This window comes from Neobacillus sp. PS3-12, assembly GCF_030915385.1.
Lineage (GTDB): Bacteria > Bacillota > Bacilli > Bacillales > Cytobacillaceae > JAEVLT01.
Window position 1 is genome coordinate 2,509,882 of the sequence record NZ_CP133268.1, and the last position, 20,196, is coordinate 2,530,077.

At 40.4% G+C, this 20,196-nt stretch carries 16 protein-coding genes; 7 read left to right on the plus strand and 9 right to left on the minus strand.

Annotation, left to right across the window (positions count from 1 at the left end; all coding sequences use genetic code 11):
- Positions 1–311 precede the first annotated feature (311 nt).
- The 3 genes from RCG17_RS12720 to RCG17_RS12730 all read left to right on the plus strand — a co-directional run bounded on the left by RCG17_RS12720 (position 312) and on the right by RCG17_RS12730 (position 4,132).
- Complete coding sequence (locus RCG17_RS12720; RefSeq protein WP_308175492.1) at positions 312–662, plus strand: DUF485 domain-containing protein; 351 nt, start codon at positions 312–314, stop codon at positions 660–662.
- A 3-nt stretch (positions 663–665) separates the two neighbouring features.
- Positions 666–2,192: a solute symporter family protein gene (locus RCG17_RS12725; RefSeq protein WP_308175493.1), complete on the plus strand. Its 1,527-nt coding sequence runs from the start codon at positions 666–668 to the stop codon at positions 2,190–2,192.
- 170 nt (positions 2,193–2,362) lie between these two features.
- Entirely contained in the window at positions 2,363–4,132 is a 1,770-nt protein-coding gene (locus RCG17_RS12730; protein ID WP_308175494.1) for a DUF4153 domain-containing protein, read from the plus strand.
- A 38-nt stretch (positions 4,133–4,170) separates the two neighbouring features.
- Here the strand turns inward: RCG17_RS12730 and RCG17_RS12735 are convergent, their stop codons facing one another.
- The 3 genes from RCG17_RS12735 to RCG17_RS12745 form a co-directional block, all read right to left on the minus strand.
- On the minus strand, positions 4,171–6,036 hold the full coding sequence (locus RCG17_RS12735) for an ABC transporter ATP-binding protein (RefSeq protein WP_308175495.1): 1,866 nt from the start codon (positions 6,034–6,036) through the stop codon (positions 4,171–4,173).
- A 1-nt stretch (position 6,037) separates the two neighbouring features.
- Positions 6,038–7,765, minus strand: coding sequence for an ABC transporter ATP-binding protein (locus tag RCG17_RS12740; RefSeq protein ID WP_308175496.1), 1,728 nt, complete (start codon positions 7,763–7,765; stop codon positions 6,038–6,040).
- A gap of 172 nt (positions 7,766–7,937) precedes the next feature.
- Positions 7,938–8,282: an ASCH domain-containing protein gene (locus RCG17_RS12745; protein ID WP_308175497.1), complete on the minus strand. Its 345-nt coding sequence runs from the start codon at positions 8,280–8,282 to the stop codon at positions 7,938–7,940.
- Between the two features lie 147 nt (positions 8,283–8,429).
- Here RCG17_RS12745 and RCG17_RS12750 point away from each other — a divergent pair, with 147 nt between their 5' ends.
- Positions 8,430–8,828 carry a DoxX family protein gene (locus RCG17_RS12750; RefSeq protein ID WP_308175498.1) on the plus strand — a complete coding sequence of 133 codons (399 nt, stop codon included), beginning with the start codon at positions 8,430–8,432 and terminating at the stop codon, positions 8,826–8,828.
- Between the two features lie 39 nt (positions 8,829–8,867).
- Here the strand turns inward: RCG17_RS12750 and RCG17_RS12755 are convergent, their stop codons facing one another.
- The 4 genes from RCG17_RS12755 to RCG17_RS12770 are packed head-to-tail and all read right to left on the minus strand — an operon-like array spanning position 8,868 to position 12,011.
- On the minus strand, positions 8,868–9,665 hold the full coding sequence (locus RCG17_RS12755) for an ABC transporter permease subunit (RefSeq protein ID WP_308175499.1): 798 nt from the start codon (positions 9,663–9,665) through the stop codon (positions 8,868–8,870).
- Between the two features lie 21 nt (positions 9,666–9,686).
- Entirely contained in the window at positions 9,687–10,484 is a 798-nt protein-coding gene (locus RCG17_RS12760) for an ABC transporter permease subunit (RefSeq protein WP_308175500.1), read from the minus strand.
- 6 nt (positions 10,485–10,490) lie between these two features.
- Entirely contained in the window at positions 10,491–11,375 is an 885-nt protein-coding gene (locus RCG17_RS12765) for an ABC transporter ATP-binding protein (RefSeq protein WP_308175501.1), read from the minus strand.
- A 12-nt stretch (positions 11,376–11,387) separates the two neighbouring features.
- Positions 11,388–12,011, minus strand: a complete 624-nt coding sequence (locus RCG17_RS12770; protein ID WP_308175502.1) for a TetR/AcrR family transcriptional regulator — start codon at positions 12,009–12,011, stop codon at positions 11,388–11,390.
- Between the two features lie 140 nt (positions 12,012–12,151).
- Here RCG17_RS12770 and pepT point away from each other — a divergent pair, with 140 nt between their 5' ends.
- The 3 genes from pepT (at position 12,152) to RCG17_RS12785 (ending at position 18,176) form a co-directional block, all read left to right on the plus strand.
- Positions 12,152–13,384 carry a peptidase T gene (pepT, locus tag RCG17_RS12775; protein WP_308175503.1) on the plus strand — a complete coding sequence of 411 codons (1,233 nt, stop codon included), beginning with the start codon at positions 12,152–12,154 and terminating at the stop codon, positions 13,382–13,384.
- Positions 13,385–16,922: 3,538 nt separating this feature from the next.
- Positions 16,923–17,540 (plus strand): fibronectin type III domain-containing protein, encoded by a 618-nt coding sequence (locus RCG17_RS28345; protein ID WP_374120956.1) that lies wholly within the window; start codon positions 16,923–16,925, stop codon positions 17,538–17,540.
- 135 nt (positions 17,541–17,675) lie between these two features.
- Entirely contained in the window at positions 17,676–18,176 is a 501-nt protein-coding gene (locus RCG17_RS12785) for a hypothetical protein (protein ID WP_308175505.1), read from the plus strand.
- A 46-nt stretch (positions 18,177–18,222) separates the two neighbouring features.
- On the opposite strand, the gene RCG17_RS12790 is transcribed toward RCG17_RS12785, so the two are convergent.
- Together RCG17_RS12790 and RCG17_RS12795 are read right to left on the minus strand one after the other, a co-directional pair.
- Positions 18,223–18,822, minus strand: coding sequence for a hypothetical protein (locus RCG17_RS12790; RefSeq protein WP_308175506.1), 600 nt, complete (start codon positions 18,820–18,822; stop codon positions 18,223–18,225).
- Positions 18,823–18,835: 13 nt separating this feature from the next.
- Positions 18,836–20,014, minus strand: a complete 1,179-nt coding sequence (locus RCG17_RS12795) for an Alp7A family actin-like protein (RefSeq protein WP_308175507.1) — start codon at positions 20,012–20,014, stop codon at positions 18,836–18,838.
- Between the last annotated feature and the right edge of the window lie 182 nt (positions 20,015–20,196).

Sequence of the window (20,196 nt, forward strand, 5' to 3'; positions counted from 1 at the left end):
GCTCGTAAACACTCACAATGAATTTCTCCTTTATAAAAAGAATAAAAAACTACTACACTTATTCTATCAAGTGTCTTGACAGTTGTCACGACTTTGGAAAACTTTCCTCTTTTCTATACAAAAACTTCCATTGATTTTTAATTATCCCACAGTGTCTAACATTTTATGACAATATAACTGTCGGAAAAAAGAGGAAAAAAATAACAATATCTGAATTTACAGATTATTTACATAAATGTATAATTACACTTGTATTCAAACGAAGGGGGGACAGTTCTTCTTGTAGTTTCACTTTAAGGGGGGTATATTTATTGAACAATAATGAAAACGCTTTACAAGATTCATTACAGGACGGTACTGAAATCGATTACTCAAAGATTGTGCAATCATCTTCATTTCAAAAACTTCTTCGTGAAAAACGCAATTTTATCATTCCTTGGTCCATCTTCTTCTTGGTCTTTTACTTTACACTTCCAGTCCTGACATCATACACATCTATTCTTAATCAAACAGCATTCGGGTCGATTAGTTGGGCATGGGTGTTTGGCGCCGCTCAATTTATTATGACATGGGCATTATGTATCATTTATACCAATCGTGCTTCAAGGTTTGACAAAACTGTTGAAACGATTAAAGAATCAGCTGCAAAGGGAGGTTTTTAATCGTTGAATACAACGGCCTTTACACTATTTCTAATTATTGTCGCACTAACACTCATCGTAACGTATATCGCTTCGAAACGGACAAAAACCACAAGTGACTTTTACACGGCAGGATCGAGCCTGACTGGCTGGCAGAATGGCCTTGCCATCGCAGGTGACTATATGTCAGCAGCATCCTTTCTCGGAATTGCTGGAATGATCGCTCTTTCTGGTTTTGATGGTTTCTTTTACAGTATTGGTTTTTTAGTTGCCTATTTAGTAGTCTTATATATTGTAGCTGAACCGCTCCGAAATCTTGGTAAATTTACCGTTGCTGATATGATTGCGGCCAGGTTTAAAGAAAAAAATGTCCGCGGTGTTGCAGCTTTAAATACAATTACCATTTCGATTTTCTACATGATTGCCCAGCTTGTCGGTGCTGGAGCATTGATAAAGCTTTTACTTGGCTTGGACTATATCTATTCTGTTTTAATTGTAGGCGTATTGATGACTGTTTACGTTGTGTTCGGCGGGATGATGGCAACTAGCTGGGTACAAATTATCAAGGCCTTATTGTTAATGGTGGGTACAATCATCATTTCCTTCATGGTATTCGCGAAGTTTGATTTTAGCGTGATGAAGATGTTTGACCATTTAAAAACAGCCACACCGCTTGGAACTGGATTTTTAAATCCTGGTAATAAATTTAAGGATCCATTGGATACGATATCCCTTAACCTCGCATTAGTATTGGGTACAGCGGGACTTCCTCACATCCTTACTCGCTTCTTTACCGTAAAAGATGCAGTAACTGCCCGCAAATCAGTTGTATTCGCAACATGGATCATTGGTATTTTCTACGTTATGACGATCTTTTTGGGCTTTGGCTCTGCCGCTTTTGTTGGTTATGATAAAATTGTTGCCGCGAATGCTGCTGGCAATATGGCTGCGCCGCTGCTCGCCCAAGCATTAGGCGGAGATTTCTTATTTGCGTTAATTTCCGCTGTTGCGTTTGCCACCATTCTCGCGGTTGTTGCCGGGCTTGTTCTGTCTGCCGCTTCAGCATTTGCCCATGACTTTTACAGTCAAATTCTTCGTCACGGCAAAGCTACGGAAAAAGAACAGGTTGTTGCCGCACGTTGGGCATCGATCGGCGTTTCCGCTTTATCGATTATCTTAGCTTTGTTTGCGCAAAAAATGAATGTGGCATTCTTAGTAGCGTTAGCTTTCGCCGTTGCTGCTAGTGCCAATCTGCCAATTATTCTGTTCACGATTTTCTGGAAACGGTTTAATACAACGGGTGCAGTTACCGGAATGGTGGTCGGGCTTCTCAGTGCACTGGTCCTTGTGGCTATCAGCCCGAATATTTGGTCTCCTGAAGCAGGGAAAGCGATTCTTGTCGGTCAGCCTCGCTTCCCGCTCGGCAACCCAGGAATTGTCTCGATTCCCTTAGGCTTTATTGGAGCCTATCTTGGAACTGTGTTTTCTAGTAAAAGGGTTGATGAGAAGAAATTTGATGAAATCCTTGTTAAGGCTAATACAGGGTTATAACTGAATAGCAGAAAAAGACGTATGCCAAAGGGGGCATACGTCTTTTTCATGACTATAGGATTAAATCGACATCAGCTTTTTCAAGTGGTATGCTTTAAGTAAGCTAGGACCTCATTGTCGGAATAATTATTTGAATTTTTAAATATTTTAAAAGAAGGGGGTTGTAGAAGATGAAATGGATCAAAAAGCTTAAAGATAGGATCACTGGATTAACTGATGCGATCGCCCGCTTTCCATTAACGACTGTTTATCTCTTGGCAGCAGTGATTATCAATGCTTATGACATCAATACTGAACAGAGCATATCTAAATTATTGTTAACCTTTTTGGTAGGTGCCTTTCTTAGTGCTGTTTCTCAAGTTGCCTATGAACGCTTTTTTACTAAGATATCCTCCCGCTTTGTTTTAATGGGTTTAGTTGTCTTGCTGACAGCATGTTACGGGCTCATCATTCGACCAGCGCCAAAATTAAGTATGGAAATTGGAGTTAGAACAGCCGTTGCCTTGTTTGCCCTCTTTATTGCCTTCATTTTGGTTCCCGTCATAAAAAGTAAAGTGAATTTTAACAAGAGCTTTATGATAGCCTTTAAGTCCCTTTTTAATACCCTATTCTTTTCTGGCGTCATTTTCGCAGGCATCAGCATTATTCTCACAGCCATAAACTTGTTGATTTTTGCAGTGAATTACAGGGCTTACCCACACATGGCAAATCTAATCTTTGTCCTTTTCGCACCGATGTATTTCTTATCACTCATACCCAAATATCCTGGAGCAAAAACGCTTGAGAATCCACAGCAAATAGAAACGGTCAACACCATTTCAAAGTGTCCAAAATTTTTACAAATACTAATCTCCTATATTATTATCCCCTTAGTAGCCGTATTCACCTTGATCTTAGTGATTTATATTATTAAAAATATCAGCGGTACGTTTTGGACTGATAACTTGCTAGAACCGATGCTTGTTTCTTATGCCATCACCGTTATTTTAGTCTATATTTTAGCTAGTGAAATCGAAAATAAGTTTACGGTCCTTTTTAGAAAGATATTCCCTAAAGTTCTTGTGCCCATTGTCCTTTTTCAGATTACAGCCTCGATTCTAAGTTCAGCTGATACAGGGATCACACACACCCGCTATTATGTAATCTTGTTTGGTATATATGCTGCAGCTTCGGGTGTACTTTTGAGTATCCTGCCTATACGAAAAAACGGCGTGATCGCTGCGTTATTAATTGTGTTTGCGACAATATCGATTGTTCCTCCAGTTGACGCATTCACCATCAGCCGCAACAGCCAGACTCAGACACTAAAAAATGTGCTTGTGAAGAATCACATGCTTAAAGATAAGATTATCAAGCCGAACGGCTCCATTTCTGATAAGGATAAAAAGACAATCACAAATGCCGTATATTATTTAAACAGAATGGAATATACCAAAAAGATTAAATGGCTGCCAAAACGTTTTAATGCAGATGCTGACTTTTATCAGACTTTTGGCTTTAAAGAATACCAGGACCAGCGAATGATTGATCAATCGGTTTACCTTAATCTTGAACCGTCCTTTTCGGTATCGATCAGCGGCTATGATAGCTTTGTGCAAGCCGGAATAAATTCGTATGGGAAACCTGGCAATGGAACAAATAGTGTGATTGATAAAAGAGGCCAAAAGTACACATTAAATCAGGATACTTCGAACGGCCAAATTGAGCTTAACTTAATGGGAGCGAATGATCGAAAGTTGATTAGCTTTAATACCCAGGAAATATTTGATCGATTTTCCAATTATCAATCCACAAAAGGGCAAATGTCCGTAAAAGAAGCAACCTTTACAAAGGAAAATGATCAGGCCAAGATCACGATTGTCGTACAAAGCCTCGGAATTGACAAACAAAGTAAGCAGAATAATAACGCATCAGTATTTGTTTTTGTTCAGATTAAATAACATTAAAGCCACGCAGGCTATCTGCGCGGCTTTTTCGATTAATCCAATGCCCCTTCGACATTCTTAAATTGATTAAAAAACATATTGTAGTATCTTCCACGCTGAGCTATTAGTTCATCGTGGCTGCCTTTTTCAATAATTTGGCCATGATCAATCACCATAATATTGTCAGCATCACGAATCGTATTTAGTCGATGTGCGATGATAAAGGTCGTGCGGTCCTTCATGATCGACAACAGGGCATCCTGGATATGAAGCTCTGTCCTTGTATCAATACTGCTTGTTGCTTCATCCAATATGAGCAATGCAGGCTTAGCAAGAATCACGCGGGCAATCGCTAAAAGCTGACGCTGACCTTGGCTTAGATTACCTCCATTTTCTGACAGCATCGTATCGTAGCCATTGGGGAGCCGCTTGATAAACACATCAGCATTCGCCATCCTTGAAGCGGCCACTACTTCATCATCGGTTGCTTCAGGTTTACCGTATTTAATATTTTCCTTAATTGTTCCCGAAAACAAATACGTATCCTGGAGTACAAAGCCAAAGCTTCTCCTTAAGCTATCCCTTGTATATTCACGAATGTCCCTGCCGTCAATCAGCACCCGTCCCTCCGTTACGTCATAAAACCTCGTCAACAAGTTCACAATCGTTGTTTTTCCAGCCCCTGTCGGCCCTACTAATGCCGTACTCGAGCCAGGACTTGCATCAAAGCTGACATTTTTTAAAATCGGTACATCGGCACGGTAGCCAAAGCTGACGTTTTCAAAAACAACATGCCCCTTTGGACTTTCTAACCGCACCGCCCCATTCATATCTGCAGGCTCTTCTTGTTCATCGATAATTTCAAACACACGCTCAGCTCCAGCCACGCCGGACTGCAAAATGTTAAAAATATTGGCCATGTCATTTAAGGGTCTGCCAAATTGACGGGAATACGTGAGAAAACTGGCAATTATTCCAATCGTAATGATGCTTTTAACAGCCAGAATACCGCCGACCACTGCTACGACTGCAAAGCCAAGGTTATTAATAACGTTCATAATTGGCATCAGGAAACCAGACCAGATTTGCGCCTTAAGGCCGACCTCACGCAGCTCTTTATTCACCGTTTCAAATTCTTCAATTGCTTTTTCCTCATGATTAAATGCTTTGACAACCTGTAATCCTGAAATCGTTTCCTCGATATGACCGTTCAATTTTCCCAGCTGTACCTGCTGGTTTTTAAACAAAACACTCGTTTTCCGGGCAATGGTTTTCGTCAACAAAAACACGAGTGGAACCGTAATTAAACTGGCCACAGTGAGAATTGGACTTAGTACCAGCATCATGATGAATGAACCTACCAAGGTAATCGCCCCTGACATCAGTTGGGTGGTAGATTGTGAGACCGTACTGCTGACGTTATCGATATCGTTCGAAAGCCGGCTCATCAATTCTCCATGTGTTCTTATATCAAAGAAGGCGACTGGTAACCTTTGCAGTTTTTGAAAAAGATGACTTCTCAGGGTCTTGACAATCCGCTGGGAGACGCCAGCCATTAGCCAGCCCTGTAAAAAAGTAAGCAAGGCATCAAACAAATAGGCCCCTAATAAAATGAAGATAATCAATTCAAGAATAGAAAAATCAACGCTTCCCTTATGAAGATGCATCGCATCCACTGCTTTACCCATCAAATACGGTGCTAATAAGGTAAGCGCTGCATCAATGACAATAAATGAAAAAATAATCGATAACATTTTTCTTTCTCTGCCAAAATAAACCCACAGCCTTCTCAAGGTCCCTTTAAAATTCTTTGGTTTTACGACGGGGCCGCGAAATCGGCCGGCACCGCCACCAGGACGTCCGGGACCTGGAATATGCGGTGCTGCACTTTTTGTTTCTTGCTGTGATTGACCTGCCATGTCAGCGCACCTCCTTGCCCATCTGCGACTGATAAATTTCCTGGTAAATCTGACAGTCTTTTAATAATTCCTCATGCCGTCCTAATCCCGCTACTTCACCATGGTCTAAGACCACAATTTTATCGGTATCCATAATAGAGGTAATTCGCTGGGCAATCAGCAGACAGGTGAGGCCCTTGGCGTATTTTTTCAATGAATCTTTGATTCTTGCTTCGGTTGCGACGTCGACTGCACTCGTACTATCATCAAGAATTAAAATTTCAGGGTTCCGTACTAAGGCACGAGCAATGGAAATTCTCTGTTTTTGCCCACCAGAAAAATTGACGCCGCCCTGACCAATCCTTGTATCATAACCTTCAGGGGCAGCTTGGATGAAATCATTAGCCTCTGCCATCTTTGACGCCTTCTCAATTTCCTCTATCACTGCTTTGTCATTTCCCCAGCGGACGTTCTCGGCCACGCTGCCAGTAAATAAAATATTTTTTTGCGGAACAATCGCAATTTTTTCTCTAAGCTTCTTGGGGCTTAACTGTTGAATATTCACGCCATCCACCTTTACAACACCAGAGGTAACATCATAAAAGCGGGGGATCAGGTTCACCAATGTACTTTTTCCTGATCCGGTAGAACCGATGATTCCTACCGTTTCGCCAGGAAGGATGGTCAGGTTAATTTTCTTCAAAACAGGCTCGCCTGATGTTCCTTCATAGGAAAAGGTTACGTCTTCAAAGTCGATTCTGCCTTTTTCAGTTGTTTCTTCAGTTTGGACATTGCTCCATGTGATATTTTCCTCGATGGAAAAAACTTCAGCAATGCGGCCTGTAGAAGCTTTGGCTCTAACAAAGATATTAAATACCATGGAGACCATCATCAACGAGAAAAGGATTTGGGTCATATAATTGATGAAAGCAACAATATGGCCGACATGCATGCTGCCATTGTTTACGCCAATGCCGCCAAGCCAGAGAACACCGACAATCCCCAAATTGACTGTCAGCATGATGGCCGGGCTAAATACAGACATATTCCGATTAGCCCTTATTGATTTATTCTGAAGCTCTTCATTGGCTGAGCTAAATTTTTCCACCTCAAAATCGAAACGATTGAAGGCTTTAACCACTCTGACACCTGATAAATACTCTCTCATCACACCGTTTACACGGTCAAGTGATTTTTGAACTTTAAGAAAAAGGGGAAAGCCTAACCTTATATTCACCATAATGAGGATGGCAACAACAGGAACAACTACAACAAGAACGACGGATAGGGGGGGATTTAAACGGACCGCCATCACCAAGGCACCGATGCCAACAAGTGGTGCCTTTACAAACATCCTCATCAAGCCATTGACAAAAACCTGTACTTGGGTGACATCATTGGTAAGTCTTGTAACAAGTGAGGCGCGGTCAAATTTATCGATATTTTTAAAGGAAAGGGATTGAATTTTACGGAACAAATCAGATCTTAAATCGGAGCCAAAGTTTTGCGATACGATGCTTGCCAATACGCTCCGAAGTGAGGCAGCCACTGCCCCAAAGGCTGTAATTAATAGCATCACACCGCCCATTTTTAATACATAGGATAAGTCTCGGCCAGCAACCCCAACGTCAATGATTTTTGACATAATCGTTGGCTGCAGTAGGTCACAAAGGGCTTCACATGCTAAAAATAAAACAGCGGTACTAAATAGCTTCCAATATTTTCTCACGTACTTTCTTAGGAAATGCATTTTTATTCCACCTTCATGGCCGATCTCTGTGTGTCCTGGATGGTGCTGATCCCATCCAAGTGCAGGCTCCTATATTATAATTTTGGCGGGGGGATTAAACAAATTAAAAATCTTAAAAGAACCAAAGAAAAAGCAACCGTTTTCAATTTAACGGCTGCTTTTTAATAAATATTTAAGCTTTGCGGAATTCGTGGACCCATACTCTCATTTGCGGTACCCATGGCATGCCCGGATGAATGGAGAGGATGGATTGTTTGTAGTCTTCCAGGCTATCGAAGCCTTCCTGGCGTGCATTTTCATCCGTCAACTCTCCAAGTGATTGGGAATAGACACGCTCGACAACAAAGTCTTGTCCTTCCAGTGTCATCACTTCGCCGACATCCGCATATCTACCATTCCTGCGTGTGGCTGTTTTCTTTCCTTCAAGTACCTTTTGAACATCTTCCTTTAAGGTAACTAACCGCTCAACACTGCATGTTTTTGGCGGCAGTTCGTTATTTTGCTGTACATTTGTCATTTTACTCTTCCTCCTTCTTCAACAGGTGTATTTTACCATATCCATGTTGAAAATAAAAAAAACATGTTTGAGCATGTTTGTATAAAATAACAAGGGTTGTTCATATAATGAGCCTATTAGAGATCGTTTCTGAAAGAAGGGTGTTATGTGGCAAGTTTAGGATTATTAATGATTCGCTTGGTTATTGGTTTGACATTCGTCGGGCATGGGGCTCAAAAGTTATTTGGCTGGTTTGGAGGCCCTGGTTTAAGCGGATTCGGAGAATGGCTGGGGACGATTGGAATCAAAAATGGCGGAAAAACTTGGGCCTTACTCGCCGGATTGTTTGAACTCATCGGTGGTTTGCTGTTTGCTGCGGGGCTCCTTACCTGGGTTGGAGCGATTCTCATTACCATCGTTATGATTGATGCGATTGCCACCGTTCATGGCAAAAACGGTTACTGGCTGACCAATGGCGGATTTGAGTATAACCTTGTTCTCATTGCAGTTGTCATAGGAGTAGCTTTAATCGGGCCGGGAGACTTTGTATTATTATATAAACCGTGAAGAAAGGCCGACCTTAAGCAGGATCGGCCCGTTTATATTCTAAACATTCAAATCTCTCTTTTTGTAAAATACATAGGTTACGGCCGTCAGCGCAATAATTAAAGAACTTGCCAGGATAATGTACACTGCATCCAGCCCGCTACCGGACATGATATTTTTTGCTTCAAAATACTTAAATGGAGTTAAGTATTTTAATGGTTCAATATGATCATTTAAATCAACGATGATCGATAATAAATAGGTGATTAAAAGTATTCCTGTCGCTAATGATGCTGCTGTTTTTGGTTTCTTTTTCACAGCTGCGATTGCACTGCCAATGACCATAAACAAAAGCTGTAAAATAAACATTCCGATCATTAAAACAGCAATTTCACCGTTAACCGATTCGCCCTTGTTGTATTGTCCAACGAGAATTACCGAGGAAATAAAAGTTACCAGATTAAAAATAACGATATTTACTAATACAGCCAGCAATTTCGCAGTAATGATGGCCGTTCTTGAGACTGGCTTTGCGAATAAAAATTCAAACGTTTTATCACGCTCTTCTTTGGCAAAAATTGCAGCTCCCAGCATCGCAGCGTGGATCGTCGCCATTAACAGCAGATAGAGATACAACATTCCGAAATAGACACTGGCCTTTGATAAATCCCCTGAATTAAAACCCAGTACAACCCTCATTGATTTTGGCAAGCTTGCTGCGAGTTCATTGATTGATTGACCAGAGGAAGAATACGCCGAGTACTTTGCCATCCCTGATACAACCATTAGGAAAACTCCAATACTCCAAAAAATAAGCGATTTTCGATGGGCCTTTAATTCTCTTAAAAATACATTCATCACGAAACCCCTCCGTTTAGTTTAAACAGCATGGATATCCTTTTTGGTGTAAATCATGAAACTTGCTGCAACTGCTGCAATAATAATGATGGCACCGACAACTAAAAAGGAAGCTTCAAAGCTTGCGTGTTTCAAAATATAAGTATTGTCAAAGTACTTAAATGGCGAAAAGTAGCGTTTTACTTTTTCTCCTGTTGTATCACTGAACATACCCAGAAAATAGAAAGCAAAGACAACTGCAAGCGAGACGCTGAGCACTGATTTAAGTTTCAATCCACTCACAGAAACAATAAATCCCAGAGCCAGGAATATCAGTTGAACAAAAAACATCGTAAGTGAAAGCATAATAAAGATTTTAAAACTAAAATCATCGGTCTTTACTTGAAATGCCATAATACTTGCAGCTGCAATAAAAATGATGTTTGTAATCACAATCGAAGCAAATGCAGCGAACATTTTAGCTGTTAAAACGGTTGTGCGAGTGACCGGTTTTGTTAACAAAAAATCTGCTGTTTTTTCACGGACTTCCTTGCTGATAATGGACGTACCAAGATTCATAGCCTGGATCGCACCGCAAAGGGTAATAAATGACAAAGGAAAACAGTAGAATCCCAGAATAGAGACGAGATTACCTAGATTAATCCCCAATGCATTTCTGATTGCTGGCGGATAATTCTCCATTACTTTTTTAAAAGCCTCTGTATCCTTTGAAAAACCAGGATAAAATGACATAAACAGCATAACAATTGCTACTAAAGATATCGTCCAAATGATGGTCGACTTCCGGTAAGCCTTCAATTCATGATAAAAGATATTCATAGTCTATCAGGCCTCCACTTCATAATAATGCATAAAGATCTCCTCAAGGTCTGGTTCTTCAATCCAAAGATTCGTAATCTCAATTTCTGTTATCTTTTTCAAAATATCATTAATATTTCCTCTAAATAAGAAGGTGATCACGTTATCCTTTACTTCTAATTTATTGATGCCTTCCAGATTAAAATAATCCAGGCCCAGCTTCGTTTTTGTCTCAATTTTTATCTTTTTATAGTTGTTTTCCTGTAAAGTACTGATTTTTTCAACGGTAACAAGCTGGCCTTCTTTAATGATGGCCACCCGATTACATAACTTTTGAACTTCACTTAAGATATGAGATGAAAATAGAATCGTTGCGCCTTTTTTATTTTCTTCTTGAAGTAATTCAAAGAACTTTTGCTGCATTAAAGGGTCCAACCCGCTTGTCGGTTCATCCAAAATAATTAATTTGGGTTCATGCAAGAGTCCTTGAACAATTCCGACTTTCTTTTTGTTCCCCAATGACAGGTCTTCAATTTTTTTATTAAGATCAAGATTCATGATTTCAGCCAACTCATGAATCCGCTTCGTGCAATCCTTTTTATAAAAACTGGCTGAGTATTTTAATAGATCTTTTACTCTCATATTGTCGTAATAAAATACTTCAGATGGCAGGTAGCCAATTTCTTTTTTGATTTCAGGAGCATATTTAACAGAGTCTTTTCCAAAAATCGTTGCACTGCCCTTAGTTGGATAAATAAGCGATAAAAGGGTACGAATAGTCGTCGATTTACCGGCTCCATTTGGACCGATAAAGCCAAAAATTTCGCCTTCTTCCACATTGAAGCTAATATCAGAGATTCCTCTTGCCTTTCCATAGGTTTTCGTCAAACTTTTGATTTCAATGACATTCATGCTTACAACCCCCTATTTATAAAAGCAATTTTTGAAAATTGTAAAGTACTCATTTAATTCCTTTAAGATCCTGTCATAGTCAAAATCATGCTCTGGTGATAATTTTGCCTTCGCCGATTCTTCAGCAGCAAATTGCTCAGCCGTCCACATGATAATTTTTATCGCTTTACTTGCATCAACATCCTCTCTAAACAGGGATGTATCAATACCTTCGAAAGCCTTATTGATATTTACTGTTGTCATTTCCATTTTCCAACTGTCTAAATCTTCTTTTACCTCTTTTGAATCTTCCAGGTAAACGTTGGTGATGAACTTAAAAATATCAGGGTATTGTTTTCTTAACTCCATTTTGATGAGCGTTGCTTGCTCAATTCTCATAAAAATATCAGGGTCTGTAAAAGTAACCTTTTGATAAAACACCTTTGTTAAAAGGTCCATAAAATGATCTTTTAAAAACAAATAAAGCTGCTTTTTATTTTTAAAATAATGAAACAAGGATCCTTTCGAAATTCCTGCTTCTTTTACAATTTCATTTGTTGAGGCATTATCATAGCCTTTCTGGGCAAACTCCTTAATGGCTGCATTGAATATTCTGTCTTGTTTTTCTTGATCAAGATTAAAGAATTTTTCAATCATTGAATGGTAGCAGCCTCCTTCCAACTAAGTTGACCACTCTGGTCAATTTTATTATATTCTTATTGACCACACTGGTCAATATCAATCTTTTTAGCTAAGTGTTAAGATAGATGGTGAACAAATAAAGGAGTTGAATTGCTTTGAAAGATGAGATTATTAAACGATTTACTACTTATGTAAAAGTAGATACCCAGTCAAACGAAAGCAGTGATACTTGTCCATCCACACCGGGACAGCTAGAGCTCCTTCGTATCCTTGTAGAAGAATTGAAGGAAATAGGGATGGAAGAAGTAACATTGGATGAAAGTGGTTATTGTTTTGCCACACTTCCAGCTAATACAAATAAAGATGTTCCGACCATTGGATTCTTATCCCATGTAGATACGGCTACCGACTTCACAGGAAATAATGTAAATCCGCAAATCATTGAGAACTATGACGGGAAAGATATCGTTTTAAATGAATCCTTACATATCGCATTAACCACAAAGGACTTTCCGCAGCTGGCCAACTATATTGGACATACATTGATTGCAACAGATGGGACCACTCTGCTTGGTGCAGATGACAAAGCTGGTGTTGCTGAAATTATGACAGCAATGAACTATCTTAAACAACACCCAGAAATCAAACACGGGAAAGTAAGGGTTGCTTTTACCCCTGATGAGGAAATTGGAAGGGGACCACATAAATTTGATGTTGCGAAATTCGGTGCTAAGTTTGCCTATACGGTGGATGGCGGCCCGTTAGGTGAGTTGGAATTTGAAAGCTTTAATGCTGCTGCTGCAAAAATAACCATTAAGGGTCGAAATATCCATCCAGGCTCTGCAAAAGGGAAGATGGTCAATTCTGCAAAAATTGCAATGGAATTAAACAGCATGCTTCCTGTTGAGGAATCACCAGAAATGACAGAAGGCTATGAAGGTTTCTATCACTTGATTTCATTCCACGGGGATGTAGAACAAACAAACCTTCACTACATTATTCGTGACTTTGATAAAAATAATTTCAATGACAGAAAAGCAAAAGTCGAAAGCATTGTTGCTGACTTAAAGAAAAAATATGGTGAGAACAACATCATCCTTGAACTAAAGGATCAATATTACAACATGAAGGATAAAATCGAACCCGTTAAAGTAATCGTTGACATCGCCCATCAAGCTATGGAAAACTTGGATATCAAGCCAATTGTCCAACCAATTCGTGGTGGTACGGATGGCTCACAGCTCTCTTATATGGGACTCCCGACACCAAATATTTTTGCTGGTGGAGAAAACTTCCACGGAAGATTTGAGTTTACATCTGCGGAAAATATGGAGAAGGCTGCACGAGTCATTGTTGAAATTACCAGATTATTTGAGGAAAAGGCCTAAATCTACACTATTTTACAAATTCATTAAAAAACTAATCCTATGTGGGTTAGTTTTTTTTATGTGAATATTTCATATTAGTCATTTTTTCTTATTTTCATTAGATAATAAGTAGCATAATCGGATTTTTTAAGGACTTTTTAAAATATTTAAATTTCGACAATAAACGTTCTTTACCAAGAATAATTCGTTCTTTATAATGGATAGTACGGAAGGAAGTGTTTGCCATTAAGAGAATAAGATTATGTTAGTTAGAAAACGTTGCGGGGAGGATTTGACTTTTAAAGGTAAATGGCTTTTGCAGCAGTAGGCATTAGGACCTACATACGTACATCCTGTTGTTCGTTATTTCGCACAAATTTTGGGGGAGAGTTGCTGATGAGAAATGGGTAGGATAGATAAAATAAAAAAATTTAAGTCTGTTAGTAAAAAGGTGAAATTAGGTTTACTAGCAGGAATGCTGGTCGCGGTGTCCGTACCTTTTAGCGATATGGCAATGCTAGACACTGCTAAAGCTGCCACAGGAACACCAGGCGGCACGCCGGATTACTGGACAACGCCAAACTATGCGAACAGTCCGCTTCCTGAAATTGATGCGAATGGAAACGTTGTTCCTAAAACAGGGATGCGGAAATTCGTTGACGGGTTGCCTGGTTTGGGAGACAAAAATAAAAACAATCTTGGACAGTATATTCCGATAGCTACTCCTGATACGACTACGTATCCAGGTTCAGACTACTATGTCATTAAAGTAGTCGAATATTCAGAGCAAATGCATTCAGATTTGCCGGCCACAAAGCTGCGAGGGTATGAACAACTTTCCACAGATGAAAAAACGGTAGTGAGCCCTCCAAGCTATTTCGGCCCATTTATTACTGCACACAAGGACCGTCCAGTGCGCGTAAAATTTATCAATGGACTTCCTACGGGAAGTGGCGGGGATCTTTTCTTGCCAGTTGATACATCCTTGATGGGAGCCGGTATGGGACCAGATGGAAAAACGATGTACACGCAGAACCGTGCTACTCTCCATTTGCATGGTGGAATCACTCCGTGGATCAGTGACGGAACACCGCACCAATGGATTACGCCTGCGGGAGAGAACACTCCATATCCAAAAGGAGTAAGTGTTCGAAATGTCCCTGACATGCCAGATCCTGGCCCTGGGGCAATGACCTTCTTTTACACAAACCAACAGAGTGCCAGATTAATGTTCTATCATGACCACTCTTACGGGATTACACGATTGAACGTTTATGCTGGTGAGGCGGCAGGTTATCAGATTACAGATGATGTTGAACAAGATCTTATCAATAGAGGTGTTGTTCCGGATACTAACCACACAATGCCTTTGATTATCCAAGATAAAACTTTTGTTCCTACTGATAATCAGTTAGCTGCAACCGATCCAACCTGGGATAAAACGAAATGGGGCGGATTGGGAAATCTTTGGTTCCCGCATGTTTATATGCCGAACCAGAATCCTTATGATATGTCAGGTGCTAACCCAATGGGCCGCTGGGATTATGGTCCGTGGTTCTGGCCACCAAATACTGGCCTTAAATACGGAGCAGCTAAAAATCCTTTATACACTGGTTCAGGTACTAAAGTAGACTCTAATGGACAGGCGCCAATGAATCCTGGTGTACCAGATGTTTCTACTACCCCTGAAGCATTCATGGATACTCCGGTCATCAACGGAACAGCGTATCCAGTTTTAAATGTTGATCCAAAATCCTATCGATTCAATATCTTGAATGCTTCCAATGATAGAATGTGGAACTTGCAGCTTTATAAGGCTAAGGATCAAGGAACTGATATGTGGAATGCCGACGGTACCTTAAAAGATGGTAATGCTGGTGAAGTCAATATGGTTCCTGCTGTTACCACACCTGGATTCCCTGGAACCTCGACTGGTCCCGCAGGTGATAAACGAGTATGGCCAACTGACGGACGAGATGGCGGAGTGCCAGATCCAGCAGCAACAGGTCCGGATATGATCCAAATCGGTAATGACAGCGGCTTTTTACCAAACCCTGTTGACTTGCCAAATCAACCGGTTGACTACGAATATGGACGCAGAAGCATTACCGTTCTAAACGTATCAAGCAAGAACCTGCTATTGGGACCTGCTGAAAGAGCAGATGTTGTCGTTGACTTTAGTAAATATGCCGGTCAGACACTCATTCTTTATAATGATGCACCTGCTCCAGTTCCAGCCTTTGACCCGCGTTACGATTATTACACGGGCGACCCTGACCAATCAGCATCCCCAACCGGAAATAATACAGGTGGAGCACCAACCACTCAAGCTGGATATGGTCCAAATACTCGCACGATGATGATGATTAAAGTTGCTCCCGCTGCTGCTGGAACGACCGTAACAGATACAACGCAACAAACATTGGATACATTGAAGACAGAGATACCTAAAGCTTTCGCTGCAGGTCAAAATAAGCTCATTTACAATAATAATGTATATAAAGACCCGACGGATCCTCGAAACGATCCAAATGGAAAATGGGTAAATATTCAAGATAATTCTTCAACCTTTAATTCTCCGGCAACTGGTGGATCAGTGACAATGAACTTAACACCGAAGGCAATAGCCGAAGAGTTTGAACAAACTTACGGGCGGATGAATGCCACCCTGGGAACAGAGCTGCCGAATACGAACTTCCAGAATCAAACGACGGTAATGTTGGGATATGTTGATCCTACCACGGAAAACATGACGGATTCAATAGCCCCAATTGGCCAAACTGGTGATGGAACACAGCTATGGAAAATCACCCATAATGGGGTTGACACGCACGCAATCCACTTCCATCTGTTTGATGTTCAGCTTATCAACCGCGTCGGCTGGGATGGTTCGATCCGAATGCCTGACGATAATGAACGGGGCTGGAAGGATACAGTGCGGATGAATCCACTTGAGGACTGTATTGTTGCTTTAAGACCGGTTGCGCCGAAATTACCGTTCGGTATACCGGATAGTATCCGTCTATTAGACCCGACAATGGCGGAAGGTTCAAGTGGACAATTTGCCAACATTGACCCATTAACAGGAAATGCGCCTACAACTCCTGTTACAAACCAATATACAAACTATGGTTGGGAGTATGTATGGCACTGTCACCTATTAGGCCATGAAGAAAACGATATGATGCGTACCTATCACTTCACGGTCAACGTAGCTAAACCAGATGCTTCTGTATTAACAGCCGCAAGAACAAACGGCGGCCCAGTAAGTCTGACTTGGACCGACCCTACACCGGTGAATTACAATAATATATCTACTTGGGAAACTGACCCAACGAAAATCAAAGATGAAGTCGGCTACAATGTGATGCGCGCAACGATCACTAACGGCAAAACAGGAGCATTTACAAAAATTGCTCAAATACTGGCTAACACTACAACCTACACTGATTCAACAGCTGATCCAAATACAAGCTATAGCTACCGTGTAGATGCCTTTAACGCTGCAACTGATCCATCACATACGGCAACAAAACTAGATGCTAATTCACCTAATACTATGTACAACAGCGGAACACCATCCAACACTGTGACAGCCAACGGAAATGTATTAGTAGCACCAGCAGCACCAACAAATCTACAAGGAACGGTCCAAACCGGTCCAAAAGTTCAATTAACCTGGAAGGACAATGCAACAAATGAAACCAGTTATGTGATTGAACGGTCTACGAACAATGGTGGAACATATACTCAGATTGGTACCGTAAATGCGAATGTCACAAGTTACACCGATTCAGCGGTAACTCCTGGCAGCAGTTACACTTACCGTGTGAAGGCATTAAATGGAAACTCATCATCAACCTACTCAAATAGCGTGAGGATAAGTGTTCCTAATGCTCCTAGTGTTCCTGCTACACCAACCAATTTCAGTGGCCAAGGATTTAGAGGTACTGCCTTGTTATACTGGAATGCAAGCAGTAACGCAACAAGTTATACCATTCAATATTCGACCAACTCAGCGTTTCCAACAAACGGTAGTACAAAATCAACGTCAACTACCAAAACATACACAACAATAACAAGTTTAACAAGAGGTACAACATATTACCTTAGAATCCAGGCCGTAAATGCGACCGGTTCATCACAGTGGTCAAATCCAATAACTGTAAAACCTTAATCAATTGATTATCAGAAAACGTATAACATGTATCATCAGGTTCATGTACGGGGCAGCAATCCTCTTTATGAGGATTGAACCCCCTATGCATGGATTTTTCGAAAGGTTCATTTTAACAGAAAAGGAGGCATATGAATGAGAAAAAAATTTCTCACGGGTATAGTACTTGCCAGTGTGATAGCAATTGGGGCAACGGCGGCCGTGTCCTATAATACCTCTGTTGAAGCAAAATCGCAGCCAAAGCAGCCGACACCTGCAGAACGGATGGCTAAATACTCAGCACCAAAACAAAAAAATTCAGCAAAAACGATCGTTCGTGCAAGCCGTTTAAAGCAACAAAATATTGTTTCTGAAGCAGCAAATGTCCTTAATGTTTTACCAATTGACATTATTAAAGAAATGGAGAAAGGGAAAACATTAGTACAGGTTGCGAAGGATAAAGGATTAACAGAAGCAGAATTTAACAAAAAACTAACTGATTTTGATGCCATGACGGTTAATGCAGCTGTCAAAGATGGTACGATCACAAAAGAACATGGTGATGCCATCAAGGCAGGCCGTGCAGACCGTATTAAAAATGGCATGAAGGAAAAGGCTATGAAAGCTAAAACAATGATGGATATGGGCAGCAACTAAGCTCAGAACTGAAGAAACCTCCACCCCAAAAAGGTGAAGGTTTCTTTTATTTATTCATACTGGCCAAGAACCCTCCAAGAAGGTCCTCTACCTCTTCTTCTTCACTTTTCTCCTCATCTTGCTCTTTTGGTGTATTTCTTTCAGCTTGAATTGCCGTTTCCCAATCAAAGCTGCTTAAATCGTCATCACCAAGATCCAGACTGTTATTTTGAATTGGATCCTCACTTTTCGGCATTGCTTTGCTTTCGAATTCAATACCTGCACTTGTTTCCTGAAGGTACAAGGCTTCATCAATATCAATCGATTGGCTGTTTAAGGTCGCCAAGATCGATGTTGAACGAATCGGGTCGGAAATGAGCTGATAAACAATGCTTCCCAATAAGGCCTCAGAGTGCTCATGTTTGAGCCAGTCGCGCTGTGCCTTTGTCAGCTTATGCGGAAGGGGAATCGTAATCGTTTCCCGATCCCGCTCGTAGGTCTGACTAAGTCCTTGGATGACGAATTCGGCAATTTTACTTGAAAAGTTTCTTCTTTCCTTTTCCTTTAGCTTTTGCAACTGTTTTACTAAATGGTCTGGGGTATCCGATGGAACCCGAAAGGAAATAGCTTGACCCCTTTTTACCTCATTGGAGGAGGATTTGTTCATAACATCACCTTATTTAGCTTTTTACAGGCTTCTTCTCTTGGTCAGGCTTCTGCTGCTTATCTTGTCTTCTCGCAAAATCTTTGATCAACTTATAATAAGCATTAGCCATCATCCAAATGCTTTCTTTTTCATCTTCAAAAAAGTCAATATTATAGCCATCCAAATTATTATTTAATGTTTTCAGATAGTCCTTCAGCACGTTGGCTCCGCCGCCAACAAAATAACAAATTTCTGTTTGTGAATTTTTTTGCCAAACATTGCGTAATAAACGATATTCTTTTTTCGCCAATTCCATTAAAATACGGTCAGTTATATCATGAACACTTGTCCTGCTGCCTTTTACCATAATATGATTGCGATCGTGTTTTTTCGTCAAAATTTCCACGACGTCTCTGCGGCTGTCTAATTCAACCCCATGCTTTATACGGATTTCCTCACGAATTGCCTCTAATGATTCTGAAACACCTAAATTAAATCCTTGGGCTTTGTCGTCGTCTACATTACGGTTCTTAATAACAGCAATATCGGTAGAAAGTCCGCCAATATCTTGGATCAGGATCCGTTTGTCAATGAGTTCCTTATTGATAATGTTTAAATTATTATCCATTACTAGGTTTATATAAGCTGCAAATCCTTCTGGGTAGACCTTCACTTCATTAAATTTGATATTAACCTTAAGACCTTGGTATTTTGGTGTAATTAAGAATTCTACTTGATGGACAGAGCCAAGAAGTTTCGAACGATAGCCGGCATCCTTACCTTCCTTTACTTCACGAAGCGGAAGCCCTGTGCCTAAAGTATATGATGCGTCAATAACGTTTCCTGAGCGTTTAAATACGTTAGTATTTTTATCTCTAACAGCATCTAACGCCAACGTAGTAAACAGCATGACCAATGTTTGATCTTCTTCCGACTTGCTGCTGCCTGGATCCAATTCTGTTGCGTTATCAGCTTTTGTTGCTAAGTGACCTACACGATAGATCGCATTATTCTCTTTCAGGGCAGGGGAGTGGACTTTAACGTGAATCCCTTCAAGCGGATTCTTGTCATCCAATTCTTCTATTCCGATTACAGGCCTGTCCTCAACATCTCTTGCAATGATATTCGGAATATTTAATTCATAATCCAATTCTCCGAAAATAGATTTAACTGAGTCATTTCCTACATCAATAGCAGCGATTCTATAGTTCATACATTACCATCCTTTTTGTTCTTATATTTACGAGTCTATGTATCTTGTAAGTATACCTTTAGAGTATATAAGATTCTTCCAAACACTCAATGATTCCTGCTAAAAAGTAACAAAAGTGTAATTCTGTAAACAACTCGTAAACTTATTCGGTATTTGCATACAGTTTGTAAACATGTATAACA

What these genes read in the sequence shown, in the direction of transcription:
- RCG17_RS12730 (WP_308175494.1), top strand. Translation starts at nt 2,363, where the DNA reads ATGAAATGGATCAAAAAGCTTAAAGATAGGATCACTGGATTAACTGAT.
- RCG17_RS12735 (WP_308175495.1), bottom strand. Translation starts at nt 6,036, where the DNA reads ATGGCAGGTCAATCACAGCAAGAAACAAAAAGTGCAGCACCGCATATT.
- RCG17_RS12740 (WP_308175496.1), bottom strand. Translation starts at nt 7,765, where the DNA reads ATGCATTTCCTAAGAAAGTACGTGAGAAAATATTGGAAGCTATTTAGT.
- RCG17_RS12745 (WP_308175497.1), bottom strand. Translation starts at nt 8,282, where the DNA reads ATGACAAATGTACAGCAAAATAACGAACTGCCGCCAAAAACATGCAGT.
- RCG17_RS12755 (WP_308175499.1), bottom strand. Translation starts at nt 9,665, where the DNA reads ATGAATGTATTTTTAAGAGAATTAAAGGCCCATCGAAAATCGCTTATT.
- RCG17_RS12760 (WP_308175500.1), bottom strand. Translation starts at nt 10,484, where the DNA reads ATGAATATCTTTTATCATGAATTGAAGGCTTACCGGAAGTCGACCATC.
- RCG17_RS12765 (WP_308175501.1), bottom strand. Translation starts at nt 11,375, where the DNA reads ATGAATGTCATTGAAATCAAAAGTTTGACGAAAACCTATGGAAAGGCA.
- RCG17_RS12770 (WP_308175502.1), bottom strand. Translation starts at nt 12,011, where the DNA reads ATGATTGAAAAATTCTTTAATCTTGATCAAGAAAAACAAGACAGAATA.
- RCG17_RS28345 (WP_374120956.1), top strand. Translation starts at nt 16,923, where the DNA reads ATGTACAACAGCGGAACACCATCCAACACTGTGACAGCCAACGGAAAT.
- RCG17_RS12785 (WP_308175505.1), top strand. Translation starts at nt 17,676, where the DNA reads ATGAGAAAAAAATTTCTCACGGGTATAGTACTTGCCAGTGTGATAGCA.
- RCG17_RS12790 (WP_308175506.1), bottom strand. Translation starts at nt 18,822, where the DNA reads ATGAACAAATCCTCCTCCAATGAGGTAAAAAGGGGTCAAGCTATTTCC.
- RCG17_RS12795 (WP_308175507.1), bottom strand. Translation starts at nt 20,014, where the DNA reads ATGAACTATAGAATCGCTGCTATTGATGTAGGAAATGACTCAGTTAAA.